At 42.7% G+C, this 13,665-nt stretch carries 11 protein-coding genes; 4 read left to right on the top strand and 7 right to left on the bottom strand.

The features are described from left to right. Window positions 1-142 precede the first annotated feature (142 nt). Both A1QC_RS07355 and A1QC_RS07350 read left to right on the top strand, forming a co-directional pair. Window positions 143-1,822, top strand: a complete 1,680-nt coding sequence (locus tag A1QC_RS07355) for an AMP-binding protein (RefSeq protein WP_017023853.1) — start codon at window positions 143-145, stop codon at window positions 1,820-1,822. A 63-nt stretch (window positions 1,823-1,885) separates the two neighbouring features. Continuing rightward, a complete protein-coding gene (locus tag A1QC_RS07350) occupies window positions 1,886-2,098 on the top strand; it encodes a VF530 family DNA-binding protein (protein ID WP_017023852.1) in 213 nt (70 codons plus the stop codon). Window positions 2,099-2,318: 220 nt separating this feature from the next. On the opposite strand, the gene fusA is transcribed toward A1QC_RS07350, so the two are convergent. Continuing rightward, a complete protein-coding gene (fusA, locus tag A1QC_RS07345; RefSeq protein ID WP_017023851.1) occupies window positions 2,319-4,409 on the bottom strand; it encodes an elongation factor G in 2,091 nt (696 codons plus the stop codon). 322 nt (window positions 4,410-4,731) lie between these two features. Here fusA and mtgA point away from each other — a divergent pair, with 322 nt between their 5' ends. Next, the gene (gene mtgA / locus A1QC_RS07340; protein WP_017023850.1) at window positions 4,732-5,421 is read left to right on the top strand and encodes a monofunctional biosynthetic peptidoglycan transglycosylase; all 690 of its coding nucleotides are present in this window, start codon (window positions 4,732-4,734) and stop codon (window positions 5,419-5,421) included. A gap of 18 nt (window positions 5,422-5,439) precedes the next feature. On the opposite strand, the gene radA is transcribed toward mtgA, so the two are convergent. Together radA and serB are read right to left on the bottom strand one after the other, a co-directional pair. Next, window positions 5,440-6,822, bottom strand: coding sequence for a DNA repair protein RadA (gene radA, locus A1QC_RS07335; RefSeq protein WP_017023849.1), 1,383 nt, complete (start codon window positions 6,820-6,822; stop codon window positions 5,440-5,442). A gap of 187 nt (window positions 6,823-7,009) precedes the next feature. Beyond that, complete coding sequence (serB, locus tag A1QC_RS07330) at window positions 7,010-7,990, bottom strand: phosphoserine phosphatase (protein WP_017023848.1); 981 nt, start codon at window positions 7,988-7,990, stop codon at window positions 7,010-7,012. Window positions 7,991-8,172: 182 nt separating this feature from the next. On the opposite strand from serB, the gene A1QC_RS07325 reads away from it, so the two are divergent. After that, on the top strand, window positions 8,173-8,775 hold the full coding sequence (locus tag A1QC_RS07325) for a YtjB family periplasmic protein (protein WP_017023847.1): 603 nt from the start codon (window positions 8,173-8,175) through the stop codon (window positions 8,773-8,775). Between the two features lie 94 nt (window positions 8,776-8,869). Here A1QC_RS07325 and deoD read toward each other — a convergent pair whose 3' ends face one another. The 4 genes from deoD to deoC all read right to left on the bottom strand — a co-directional run bounded on the left by deoD (window position 8,870) and on the right by deoC (window position 13,194). Further along, a complete protein-coding gene (gene deoD / locus A1QC_RS07320) occupies window positions 8,870-9,586 on the bottom strand; it encodes a purine-nucleoside phosphorylase (RefSeq protein ID WP_017023846.1) in 717 nt (238 codons plus the stop codon). Between the two features lie 88 nt (window positions 9,587-9,674). Beyond that, window positions 9,675-10,895: a phosphopentomutase gene (gene deoB / locus A1QC_RS07315; protein ID WP_017023845.1), complete on the bottom strand. Its 1,221-nt coding sequence runs from the start codon at window positions 10,893-10,895 to the stop codon at window positions 9,675-9,677. Between the two features lie 30 nt (window positions 10,896-10,925). Then, entirely contained in the window at window positions 10,926-12,293 is a 1,368-nt protein-coding gene (deoA, locus tag A1QC_RS07310) for a thymidine phosphorylase (protein ID WP_017023844.1), read from the bottom strand. A gap of 127 nt (window positions 12,294-12,420) precedes the next feature. After that, window positions 12,421-13,194 carry a deoxyribose-phosphate aldolase gene (deoC, locus tag A1QC_RS07305; protein WP_017023843.1) on the bottom strand — a complete coding sequence of 258 codons (774 nt, stop codon included), beginning with the start codon at window positions 13,192-13,194 and terminating at the stop codon, window positions 12,421-12,423. Window positions 13,195-13,665: the final 471 nt, after the last annotated feature.

Here is a 13,665-nt window from a genome sequence, read left to right as displayed (position 1 = left end):
ATTCCAATTCCTTATTGACATAATTGTTTACAAACTCAGAGTGGTTCCAGTTCACACTATTAAACTGGTTGTACCTCAATCTATTGTGCTTTTTATAGGAACAGGCTAAATATGTTAATGAAATGTAACCAGGGCGTGAATTATGAATAAAACAAATCAACAGCCAATGCAGCCGTTAACTTTACCTCATGAAATGATTTTAAAATGGGCGCAAGAGACACCTAATGCCGTTTATCTGACGCAACCGATTAACCGTGAAATTAAAGAATTCACCTTCTCTGAAGTTGCGGATCAAGCATTACGTTTGGTTTCTGCCCTACGAGGCCTTGGATTACAGCCAAGAGACAAAATTGCTCTGCTATCTAAAAACTGTGCAGAATGGTTTATTACTGACTTAGCATTAATGCTTGGCGACTATATTAGCGTACCTATTTTCCCAACTGCAGGCAGTGAAACTATTGAACATTGCCTCGTACACAGTGAAGCAAAAGCCGTTATTGTTGGTAAACTTGATGATGATAAAGCCACCATTGAAGTTTTAAATAAACACCCAGAATTGATTTCAATTAGCTTACCTTATGCTGGCGTCCCAACCTGTCAGCATCGCTTCGATGAGCTCGTCGATAGCCACCCTGCAAGTGAAGAACGCCCTGAACATCACCACGACACATTAATGTCGATTGTTTATACCTCGGGAACATCCGGCCTACCTAAAGGTGCCATGCTGACTTATGGTGGATTTGCTTGGAGTTCTTCTAAGATCGTTGAACACATTGGCCTTCAAGGCAATGATAGGCTTTTCTCGTATCTGCCTCTCGCTCACATTACTGAACGTGTGTATGTTTTCGGTAGCTCTGTGCTCGGTGGCGTACCCACCGGCTTTGCAGAAAGTCTTGATACTTTCATTGATGATGTGAAAGCACACAGACCAACATTATTTATTTCTGTGCCACGTTTATGGACGGTTTTCCAACAACGTATTTTAGATAAGATGCCGCAGCGTAAACTGAACATTCTACTCTCTATCCCTTTCCTCAATGGCATTGTGAAAAAGAAAATCATTGCAGGATTAGGGCTTGATCAAGCCAGAGTATTAGGTTGTGGCTCGGCACCTATATCGCCTTCGTTACTTGAATGGTATCGCACCGTGGGTATGAATATTACTGAAGCGTGGGGAATGACTGAAACCTTCGCTTACAGCACATTAAATTACCCTTTCCGCGCCGATAAAATTGGCACAGTTGGCGCGGCAGGCCCAGGGGTTGATATCAAAATTGCCGACGATCAAGAAATCATGGTTAAAGGAATTGGTTTGTTTGCCGGTTATTATAAAAATGCAGAAGCAACAGCGGAATCGTTTGATAGCGATGGTTGGCTGCATACTGGTGATATAGGCAGTATTGATAATGAAGGCTTCTTGTCGATTGAAGGCCGTAAAAAAGATACCTTTAAAACCGCTAAAGGAAAATTTGTTTCACCCGTTCCGATTGAGAAGAAAATCTTTGAGCACTCAAGGGTAGAAATGATGTGTTTGATTGGCCTTGGATTACCTGCACCTATCCTACTGGTAATACCCCATGCCTTCAAAAACTTTGATCGCTCACGATATGAACGTAAAACGGCGAAGATCATAGAACAAATTAATGCAGGTCTTGAATCACACGCCAAGATCAAAGGTGTACTTATGGTGAAAGAACCTTGGTCGATTGAAAATGGCGTTTTAACACCGACGCTAAAAATTAAGCGTCATATTCTAGAAAAGAAATACAATGAAGTTGGCGCAGCGTGGCCAAAAGATAAATTGGTGGTGTGGGAAGAATAATCAGAAGGGTCTAGGGTCAGATTGCGATATACTGACCCTTATTCCAAATATTTTAGGCTTCTTATGTCTCAGACCAACAACCCACTACACGGCATTACTCTTGAGAAACTCTTAACTGAATTAGTTGAACATTATGGCTGGGAACAGCTCGGCCAGATGATCAACATCCGCTGCTTTACTTCCGATCCAAGCATTAAATCCAGCTTAAAGTTTTTGCGCAAAACTGAGTGGGCAAGGGTAAAAGTTGAACAACTGTATATCAATCTAAAAGGATAATGACAGCGTCAAATTAATATTATCCCCACAGCAATTTAAAATTACCGTGATGTGATAAACGAGTGAGGCCCTTTGATATAAATGCCTGTACCATTGTTTATATAAACAATAATGCGAATACGTCGGCTAAATAATACTGAAGCTTCATTTACTAAGGATATAAAAAAACCCGCTATCACTAGCGGGTTTTTATTTAAGCTTAAATCAGCTTAGAAAAGAATTACTTCTTCTCTGCTTCTTTACGTGCTTTAACGTCAGCAATTACTTGCTCAGCTACATTAGAAGGACAAGGTGAGTAGTGTGCGAACTCCATAGAGAACTGACCACGACCTGAAGTCATTGTACGTAGAGAACCGATGTAACCGAACATTTCAGAAAGCGGTACGTCTGCCTTGATGCGAACGCCTGTAACGCCTGCTTCTTGGTCTTTGATCATGCCACGACGACGGTTAAGGTCACCGATAACATCACCAACGTGATCTTCTGGAGTGAACACGTCTACTGCCATGATAGGCTCAAGAAGTTGAGCGCCAGCTTTAGGCATAGATTGACGGAATGCACCTTTCGCTGCGATTTCAAATGCTACTGCAGATGAATCGACTGCGTGGAAGCCACCGTCAAATAGTTCAACTTCAACGTCTAACGTTGGGAAGCCAGCTAGAACACCGTTGTCCATCATGCCAGCAAAACCTTTTTCGATTGCAGGCCAGAATTCTTTCGGTACGTTACCACCCACAACAGATGATTTGAACGTAAAGCCAGAGTTTTGCTCACCAGGCTTGATACGGTAATCAATTTTACCAAATTGACCAGAACCACCAGATTGTTTCTTGTGCGTGTAGCTATCTTCAATTTCTTTAGTGATAGTTTCACGGTAAGCAACTTGTGGTTGACCAACAATTAGGTCTACGCCGTAAGTACGCTTCAAGATGTCTACTTTGATGTCTAAGTGAAGCTCACCCATACCTTTAAGGATGGTTTCGCCTGAATCTTCATCAGTTTCAACTTGGAAAGATGGATCTTCTGCAACCATTTTACCGATAGCGATACCCATTTTCTCAGAACCGCCTTTATCTTTAGGCTGTACAGCAATCGAGATTACTGGAGTTGGGAATACCATTGGCTCTAGAGTTACTTGGTGCTTAGGATCACATAGAGTGTGACCAGTTTGCACGTTCTTCATACCAACGATAGCGATGATATCGCCCGCTTGTGCGAAAGATAGCTCTTTACGCTCATCCGCTTGCATCTCAACCATACGGCCAACACGCTCAGTTTTACCTGTGAACGAGTTCATGATGGTGTCACCTTTATTCAATTTACCAGAGTAAATACGAACGAAAGTTAACGCACCAAAACGGTCATCCATGATTTTGAATGCTAGCGCTTTAAATGTTTCATCTGCAGAAACGATAGCGAATTCGCCGTTTTCGTTGCCTTCTTCATCCATAAGAGGTTGAGGATCAACTTCTGTTGGAGAAGGTAGGTAATCAACAACCGCATCTAGTACTAGTTGCATACCTTTGTTTTTAAATGCTGAACCACAGTATGTTGGGAAGAACGCTAGGTCACGAGTACCTTTACGGATACAACGTTTGATTTCTTCTTCAGAAGGTTCTTCACCTTCCATGTAAGCCATCATTAGTTCATCATCTTGCTCAACAGCTGTTTCAATCATCTCTTCACGGTATTGCTCAACATCGTCAACCATGTCAGCAGGAACGTCTTCAACTGTGTAGTTCTCAGGAAGACCAGTTTCGTCCCAGATGTACGCTTTACGAGTTAGAACGTCAACAACGCCTTTAAAGTCATCTTCAATACCGATTGGTAGAGTCATGATAAGCGGAGTTGCGCCAAGTACTTTACGTACTTGCTCAGTAACACGGTAAAAATCTGCACCCATGCGGTCCAGTTTGTTTACAAAAATGATACGTGCAACTTCTGATTCGTTAGCATAACGCCAGTTAGTTTCTGATTGTGGTTCAACACCACCAGAACCACAGAATACACCGATACCGCCGTCAAGAACTTTAAGAGAACGATATACTTCTACTGTAAAGTCAACGTGTCCAGGGGTGTCGATCACGTTAAAACGGTGGTCTTTCCAGAAACAACTTACTGCAGCCGATTGGATAGTAATACCGCGCTCAGCTTCCTGCTCCATGAAGTCAGTCGTTGATTCGCCGTCATGTACTTCACCAGTTTTGTGGATAGTACCTGTAAGCTTTAGAATACGCTCAGTCGTGGTAGTTTTACCCGCATCAACGTGCGCAAAAATACCAATGTTTCTGTATTTTGATAAGTCAGTCATTGTCTTACTCTATTAATAGGATATAAAGTTCGCGCAGAGTATAACACAATCTGTCAAGACTGATATCCCCTGTGTGCATTTGGATAAAAAATCTTTTTTGTCTCGGATAAAGCGCAGTTAACACTGGCGGATCCCAATTGATTCCCACCAGTCACTACAGTTTATATTCATACGTGAAACCGCGATAGAGTATCAAATAAAATCAGACTATTAGGTAAATTAAACGTCATCTTTTCGAGTCTTTCTCGCATTTCATTTCACTTCGCTCTATTCTGTCTTATCTTTAGCAAGAATATTACGAATTGTCACAAAAGGATAAGGCATGGGCAAATGGATCAAAAAATGGGTACTTCGAGCGATAGTGTTTTTCTTCGCCTTTTCTATTTTGATCACTTTACCTTTAAAGTTTATCAATCCAGCGCTCTGGAGTTGGCAATTGCAACGAGATTTCTTCCCGCCGAAAGGCTATAAACAATACCCACCTTCAGAATGGGTATCACTTGAAAACATATCGCCTCACATGCAACTTGCTGTGATTGCCTCTGAAGATCAACGCTTCCCTTTTCACCACGGTGTCGATTTCGATTCAACCCAAAAAGCCATTTCAGATATGATATCGGGCGATCGCTTTCGAGGTGCTAGTACACTGACGCAGCAAACCGTCAAAAACTTATATTTATGGTCGGGTAAAGATCTCATCCGAAAGGCAGTTGAAGCTTATTTGAGTATTTTGGTTGAATTTGAATGGGGCAAAGAAAGGATACTGGAAATGTATTTGAATATCGTTGAGTTTGGCCCTGGTATTTTTGGTGTGGAAGCGGCCAGTAAACACTACTTTGGTGTTCGCCCTAGCCAATTATCAGCGTCACAAGCTGCTCGCCTTGCCGCGGTACTTCCCAACCCTTATCTATTTAAAGTACAAAACCCAACCCCTTACATCTGGAAACGCGTAGCTTGGATCGAAACTCAGATGAAGCAATTGGGGTTAGGCTACTTAAAAGAATTGAATTAGAGCAAGAGATATCCCTAGTTACAACTCATCAAACGCATCAATCGCTTCTGATAACTTTTTAACGCCATGAATTTGCATACCTGCAATACCGCCTTTAGGCATATTAGCAGCAGGGACGATGGCCTTCTTAAAACCATGTTTATACGCTTCCATTAATCGCTCTTGACCACTCGGCACTGGGCGGATTTCACCGGCGAGTCCGACTTCACCAAACACCACCACATCTTTTGGTAATGGGCGATCTTTAAAGCTCGACAACAATGCCATTAATAATGCTAAGTCGGCGCTGGTTTCAGCTACTTTCACCCCACCAACAACATTCACAAACACATCTTGATCGGCCATTTGTAGGCCGCCATGTTTATGCAATACCGCAAGCAGCATCGATAAACGGTTTTGATCAAGACCAACCGCAACACGACGAGGATTGGAAAGCTGTGAATAATCCACCAGCGCTTGAATCTCAACGAGTAGTGGACGTGTACCTTCCCAGACCACCATCACAGAACTGCCAGAGGTTTCTTCCTCACCACGAGATAAGAAGATAGCCGAAGGATTACTGACTTCTTTTAAGCCCTGCCCTGTCATGGCAAAAACGCCTAATTCATTGACTGCACCAAAGCGGTTTTTATGGCTGCGTAAAGTGCGGAAACGGCTATCGGCGCTGCCATCGAGTAACACGGAGCAGTCAATAATATGCTCAAGTACTTTAGGGCCTGCCAAAGTACCATCTTTAGTTACATGTCCAACTAAAAATACCGCAACATTATTTTGTTTTGCGTAGCGAGTGAGCGTGGTTGCCGATTCACGAACTTGAGACACACTACCTGGGGAAGACTGCACATCAGCCACATGCATCACTTGAATTGAATCAATCACCATAATTTTCGGTTTTTCAGATTCGGCAATTTGGCAAATAGTATCAACATTAGTTTCCGATAACATTTTCAAGTTTTCTTTTGGCAAGCCTAAACGTGAAGCACGCATTGCCACTTGCTGCAGCGACTCCTCGCCGGTGACATATAAGGTTGGCATTTGGGAGGCTAAACGGCAGACCGTTTGAAGCAATAGGGTACTTTTCCCTGCTCCCGGGTTACCCCCAATTAATACTGCGGAACCGGGAACGATTCCACCACCGAGCACTCGGTCGAATTCTTTAAACCCTGTTGAAAAACGCGGTACTTCTTGTAAGTCAATATCAGCTAGGTTTTGTACCTTTGCATCGTTAACCGAGCCTGCATACCCTGATAGACGTTCATTACGAGCGACTTGAGGAGAGGCAGCAAGACGCACTTCTGTAATGGTATTCCAAGCACCACAAGCATTACATTGCCCTTGCCATCGAGGAAAGTCTGCTCCACAGTCATTACAGACATACGCACGTTTTGCTTTGGTTGCCATCACGATCTCTCAAAGTGTTATCAAAATAAAAAGCAGAACGATTGAGGCTCTGCGTAAAGGTTATGGTTCCTAGAAAAAGAAAAGCCATTGCTTAAAGTACCGTCAACCGTTAAATCATCAATCTTTTGCGGTGCATTTCCAGCGCTTACCACCGAAACGAAGAACGGCTCTTCCTGCTCTTCTCTGCCTACGGGATAGCTTTCCAGCTTATGCGTTTTTGCTGCACTAAGGCGGCAGACAAAATACATAGCACTCCACCTAAACCTGAAAAGCGAATTGCCGTTTTAGCTTGTTGTTCTACTTTTGGTTTCGCATGATACGCCACGCCAAGACCTGCTGTCTCCATCATTACGAGATCATTTGCGCCATCACCAACCGCAACGGTATTATGCTGCTCAACATCATACTCATCCGCTAAGGTCACCAGAATATCTGCCTTGGTTTCTGCCGACACAATATCGCCTAACACTTTACCGGTGAGCTTACCGTCAACAATTTCAAGCGTATTTGACTGTGCAAAATCAAGACCTAATGTTTCTTTTAAGTGATCTGAAAAGTACGTAAATCCGCCAGACGCAATCGCTGTTTTCCAACCAAGCGCTTTTAACGTATTCACTAATTCTGGTAAATCCGGCATAAGAGGTAAGCTTTCACGAACCTGAGCCAGTATCGATTCGTCGGCACCTTTTAACGCAGCTACACGTTCACGTAAGCTTGCTTCAAAATCTAATTCACCTTGCATAGCACGCTCTGTAATGCCTGAAACCAGTTCGCCTACACCGGCTAACTTGGCAATTTCATCAATACATTCAATTTGAATGGCAGTGGAATCCATATCCATCACAATCAAACCCGGCTTTGCTAACTCAGGTAACACACTAATTGAAGCACAATCTAAACCAAGATTATGAATAAACTCTATCATCTCAGGGATCAACTCACCGCCCATCAAGGCCACTTCATACGAACCGACTTTCCAAGAATCCAACACCGGGTTGAACCGACCCGTAAATAAATCAATACGGTTAAAATCATCAATCGATAAATAGTCACCAAAAACGATCCACTGGGCTTTTTGTTTATCCAAGCTTGAATACAAATGGGACTCAGGTAAACGCTTTATCAGCGACATATTTTTTTGAATCTTTAATGTTTTTGTTACGTCCATGTTTTTCGCCTTAATAAGTTCAAAATTTTCTACGATTGAATCGTCGGTATTTACTCAAAGTAAACACATTAATGCTAAGCAACTTACCCTATTGCAATTTAGTAACGCAAGTCCCAAACTAGTAAATACATAAAAAACCGACTTTTGGTTAAATTATCCACAACATTTGAAGGTAACTTTACATGCAGACCTCATTGTTTTCTTGGCGCGTTTTTTTACGCTTTGCCGCAATCATCTTATTAGGTGGCATGTTTGCTTACACCATTATTAACAGCTTCGTGATCAGCCGCGATAATGAACACATTCAAAACCAACAATTAGAAACATTAACCAATTTATTGATATCTCAGTCTGCGTTATCTGCCAGCGACATGATTATTAATGATGACCAAGATGCTCTATTGAAACTAACCAATCAAATTTCCTCTGACCCACTTGTTTTGGACACCACCATTTATAATGCTGAAGGCGTTCGATTGGTCGCCAGCGATAATGCGCAAAGTGTCCGAGAAACATTAGGGCTAGATACACCGTTAAAAACAGCATCGATTGGACGTGAGCAGTTAGTCAAACCTGTGTTCAATGATGGTTCCATGATCGGTTTTATTCGAATTACATTTGAAAGAGGCAAAGTGACTGCTATTTCCGATCATCGCTACCGCAGCAGCGACCACCTGATGTACATGATGTTGATGTTAAGCTTTATTAGTGGCGTTTTATTATGCTTATTACTGCTGTTTAAACCGAAAGATCAAGTTGAGAATATTTTACTGAAAGATTTATAAAACACGTATTTCTCATGGCGAATAAACAAAAACCTCTTGCTAAATAATAATCAGCAAGAGGTTTTTTTATAGATTTGATTCTACGATTGATGGATTACTTATCGCCAAGTAACACTGAATCAAGCGCAATATGAATCATATCGTTGAAGGTAGTAGCACGCTCATCAGATGTAGTTTGCTCACCTGATTTGATGTGATCAGAAACCGTACAAATCGCCACCGATTTAGCCCCATATTCTGCCGCAACACCGTAGATACCTGCTGCTTCCATTTCAACGCCTAAAATGCCGTATTTATCCATTACTGTGAACATGTCTGGATCTGGCGTGTAGAAAAGATCAGCTGAGAATAAGTTACCCACTTTCACATCAATACTACGTGCCTTCGCCGCTTCTTCAGCGTTACGTACCATTTCATAATCGGCAATGGCAGCAAAATCGTGATCTTTAAAACGCATGCGGTTTACTTTTGAATCGGTACAAGCGCCCATACCAATCACAACATCACGTAATTTGATGCTATCGCTGACTGCGCCACAGCTACCTACACGAATGATTTTCTTCACGCCGAAATCTTTAATCAGTTCCGTCACGTAGATAGAACAAGAAGCGATACCCATACCGTGTCCCATTACTGAGATTTTACGACCTTGATAAGTACCTGTGTAACCAAACATATTACGAACATTACACACTTGAACCGCATCGTCTAAAAAGTTTTCTGCGATGTATTGTGCGCGAAGTGGATCACCCGGCATGATAACAACGTCTGCAAAATCACCCATTTCAGCATTAATATGTGGAGTTGCCATGTTTATTTCCTTTATAAGTTTCATTCGCTGCTTCTTTTCGTGCAGCAATTAAAATAAATTATTGTATTTCTACCAGTTTGTTATGCGTTTATAAAAACGACTTACCATATTCCATATCTGAAGTACCAAAGTATTCTGCCAGGCTTTGGCCAATGTCGGCGAAGGTATCGCGACGACCTAATGAACCTGCTGGAATTTTCGGACCAGAAACCAATACTGGAATGTGTTCACGAGTATGATCACTGCCCGGCCAAGTTGGGTCACAACCATGGTCTGCAGTTAAGATCAGTACGTCATCTTCTTTTAAAATCGCTTGAATTTCAGGTAAACGAGCATCGAAATATTCTAACGCCGCCGCATAACCAGCCACATCACGACGGTGACCGTAAGAAGAATCGAAATCAACGAAGTTAGTGAATACAATCGTATTATCACCCGCGACTTTCACTTGCTCTAACGTGGCATCGAATAACGCTTCAAGACCCGTAGCTTTGAATTTTTGAGTTATTCCGCAACCTGCATAGATATCAGAAATTTTACCAATCGATACCACTTCACCACTTTTTTCATCGACCAATTTTTGTAAAACGGTCGGCGCTGGCGGCTCAAGCGATAAATCATGGCGATTACCAGTACGTGCAAACTCACCCGCTTTCGCGCCAATAAATGGACGAGCAATAACGCGACCAATATTGTAAGGCTCAAGTTCTTCACGCACGATTTCACACAACTCAAGTAAGTTATCTAAACCGTAGGTTTCTTCATGGCACGCGATTTGGAAAACGGAATCTGCCGAGGTATAGAAAATAGGCATTCCGGTTTTCATGTGCTCTTCACCAAGCTCGTCAAGAATCACGGTACCTGAGGAATGACAGTTACCTAAGTAACCTTTCAAATTGGCACGTTTCACAATTTTGTCTAACAGTTCTTGTGGGAAGCTGTTTTCTACATCTGAAAAGTAACCCCAGTCAAACAATACAGGGACACCGGCTATTTCCCAGTGACCCGATGGCGTATCTTTACCAGACGACAGTTCAGCCGCATGGCCATAAGCACCAGTAATTTCTGCATTTTTATCCAAACCAATTGGGAAATTCCCCGTTGATTCTTCGCCAGCTTTACCTAAACCTAATTTAGATAAGTTTGGTAGCGTTAAAGGGCCGCTGCGCTGATCGTTATCCGCTAAGCCTTTATGACACTGCTCGGCAATATGACCAAGGGTATCAGCGCCTACATCACCGAATTTAACGGCATCTTGAGTTGCCCCAACCCCAAAAGAGTCGAGTACTAAAATAATTGCACGTTTCATGGTTAATTCTCCTTCCAAACCGTTTCGATCTTATGACAGATCTTGAGCTCGGATTTGGCGATAAATATTCGGAGTCGGTACATAAACCTCATCCGATACGGTTATCGCTTGTTGTAATTCATCAGCGGCTTGTTGCCATTGTTCTTCGGTACGAGCATGGATCATCGCCAAAGGCGTTTGCTCATCCACCGTTTCACCTAAGCGTATAAATTGGTCAAACCCGACGGCGTAATCAATAGGATCTGATGCTACTTTACGTCCACCGCCCATCGAAACCACTGCCATGCCAATGGCGCGAGTATCCATCGCGGTCACTGTGGCAACTTTTTTATCACCATCAAATTTGGCAAATACTGGTTTAATAATGTCAGCTTTTGGTAGGTAGGCATCGTAGTTTTGGATAAAATCTTGTGGGCCGCCTAAGCCTGCCACCATTTTACCAAAGCATTGCGCTGCACTGCCATCATCTAAAACAGCTTGAAGTTGTTGATGTGCTTGCTCGGTATTGTCGGCTAATTTTCCTAACACCAACATTTCCGCACACAACGTAATGGTGACATCAAGTAAACGAGGGTTACGCACTTCACCGCGAGAATTTTTCTCACCAGTTAAGAATTGCACGGCTTCACGCACTTCAACCGCATTACCTGCCGATGATGCCAATACTTGGTTCATATCAGTAAGGATAGCAGTCGTGGTTGTGCCTGCGCCATTGGCGACGGCAACAATCGACTGTGCCAGTTCTTCAGAGGCTTCATAGGTTGGCATGAAAGCGCCAGAACCAACTTTGACGTCCATCACCAATGAATCCAGACCTGCCGCCAGTTTTTTAGATAAAATAGACGCCGTAATCAAAGAGATATTATCGACGGTTGCGGTAATATCTCGCGTGGCATACACTCGCTTATCGGCTGGTGCCAAGTTACCGGTTTGACCGATGATCGCAACACCCGCCTCTTTAGTAACCCCACCAAACACCTCATTAGAAGGCATGATGTTGTAGCCAGGAATTGACTCGAGTTTATCTAAAGTTCCACCCGTATGGCCTAAACCTCGGCCTGAGATCATCGGAACAAAACCACCACAAGCGGCCACCATTGCGCCCAACATCAAGGAGGTCACATCGCCCACACCACCCGTTGAATGCTTATCAACAATGGGGCCAGTGAAGTTCATGTGCGACCAATCAATCACCATGCCTGAATCACGCATCGCACAAGTTAATGCGATCCGTTCTTGCATGGTCATTTCATTGAAGAAGATGGTCATGGCAAAAGCGGCAATTTGACCTTCGGAGATCGTGTCTTTGGCAACGCCTTGGATAAAGAAGTTAATTTCTTCAGCCGTGAGCACTTCACCATCACGCTTTTTTCGAATAATTTCTTGAGGAAGATACATAGCACTACCTTATGGAAATATGAATCACCTATTGAAATAGCAATACAGCTAAAAACAGTGTTTTTTTAAACAATGCCTCAAAGCACTAGCGTATATAAATAGGCAATGCCTTGAAATTCAAATAGGATTAGTAGCCGCCTTCCGCTGCTTTCTCGCCTTTGCCAAGTGTATTAAGCAAATTAGCAAGTAGACTTGATGCGCCAAAACGATAGTGCATGTTGTCGGCCCATTCAGCGCCTAAAATACGATCAGCCATTGCTAGGTAAGCTTGTGCATCTTCTGCTGTGCGAACGCCACCAGCGGGTTTAAAACCAACTGTTTTAGCTACACCCATATCTTTAATCACATTCAGCATGATCTCTGCTGATTCAGGCGTCGCATTCACTGGCACTTTACCCGTTGAGGTTTTAATAAAGTTTGCGCCCGCTTCAATTGAGATTTCAGAAGCACGTTTGATCAACGCTTCTTCTTTGAGTTCACCGGTTTCGATAATCACTTTCAATAAAATGTCACCACAAGCGGCTTTGCATTGCTTAACCAGTTCAAAACCAGTTTTCTCATCGCCAGCAATCAAAGTACGATATGGGAAAACCACATCCACTTCATCAGCGCCATAAGCAATAGCAGCCTTGGTTTCAGCAACCGCGATATCAATATCGTCATTACCGTGAGGGAAGTTAGTCACTGTCGCAATACGGATTTCAGGTGTACCTTGTTCACGTAGTGTTTTCTTCGCAATAGGTATAAAACGTGGATAAATACAAATGGCGGCAGTGTTGCCAGCCGGTGATTTTGCATCTTTACAAAGTGCAATCACCTTCTCATCCGTATCGTCGTCATTTAACGTGGTGAGATCCATTAGTTTTAGTGCACGTAAAGCTGCTGCTTGTAAATCGCTCATTTCTATCTCCGATATAAAAAATTATTGTGACGACTCGGTAAACACTTGAGTGTGTTATTTTAAACACCATAAACAAGTGTAGTGCGATTCCCATTATTTGTGAGAACCGACACCAAGTTGTCTGAAATGAACGGACTTGGTTCCTTGAAGACTTAACTCAAATTAAAGAGTTAATTGCAATCCCTGTCACCGCCAACCACATCACCAGAATAGCCGGATACTTGGCCGCTAACACATCATGTGTTGTGAACATTTCCAACTAACAAGCTTAATCAATTCCTTTAAGCTCTCTATCATTAGTAGGAATTCACTGATGATTATACTCTTAAACCCTCTAAGGTCAGCCATTATCCTGAACGCAAACGGTTTGTATCTCAAAAAGAACGGGAATCATTTATCAGCCCATACCTTTTGAGTTACCAACGATACCTAAGTAGCGTCACGATGCGATGTTCAGCGAGAATGAAAAAC

Source organism: Vibrio rumoiensis 1S-45 (genome assembly GCF_000286955.2).
Lineage (GTDB): Bacteria > Pseudomonadota > Gammaproteobacteria > Enterobacterales > Vibrionaceae > Vibrio > Vibrio rumoiensis_A.
This window is presented reverse-complemented; position numbering and strand designations above follow the sequence as displayed.

Coding starts and splice junctions, on each gene's coding strand:
- A1QC_RS07350 (WP_017023852.1), top strand. CDS start 1,886: ATGTCTCAGACCAACAACCCACTACACGGCATTACTCTTGAGAAACTC.
- A1QC_RS07355 (WP_017023853.1), top strand. CDS start 143: ATGAATAAAACAAATCAACAGCCAATGCAGCCGTTAACTTTACCTCAT.
- deoB (WP_017023845.1), bottom strand. CDS start 10,895: ATGAAACGTGCAATTATTTTAGTACTCGACTCTTTTGGGGTTGGGGCA.
- mtgA (WP_017023850.1), top strand. CDS start 4,732: ATGGGCAAATGGATCAAAAAATGGGTACTTCGAGCGATAGTGTTTTTC.
- deoC (WP_017023843.1), bottom strand. CDS start 13,194: ATGAGCGATTTACAAGCAGCAGCTTTACGTGCACTAAAACTAATGGAT.
- radA (WP_017023849.1), bottom strand. CDS start 6,822: ATGGCAACCAAAGCAAAACGTGCGTATGTCTGTAATGACTGTGGAGCA.
- deoA (WP_017023844.1), bottom strand. CDS start 12,293: ATGTATCTTCCTCAAGAAATTATTCGAAAAAAGCGTGATGGTGAAGTG.
- fusA (WP_017023851.1), bottom strand. CDS start 4,409: ATGACTGACTTATCAAAATACAGAAACATTGGTATTTTTGCGCACGTT.
- deoD (WP_017023846.1), bottom strand. CDS start 9,586: ATGGCAACTCCACATATTAATGCTGAAATGGGTGATTTTGCAGACGTT.
- serB (WP_017023848.1), bottom strand. CDS start 7,990: ATGGACGTAACAAAAACATTAAAGATTCAAAAAAATATGTCGCTGATA.
- A1QC_RS07325 (WP_017023847.1), top strand. CDS start 8,173: ATGCAGACCTCATTGTTTTCTTGGCGCGTTTTTTTACGCTTTGCCGCA.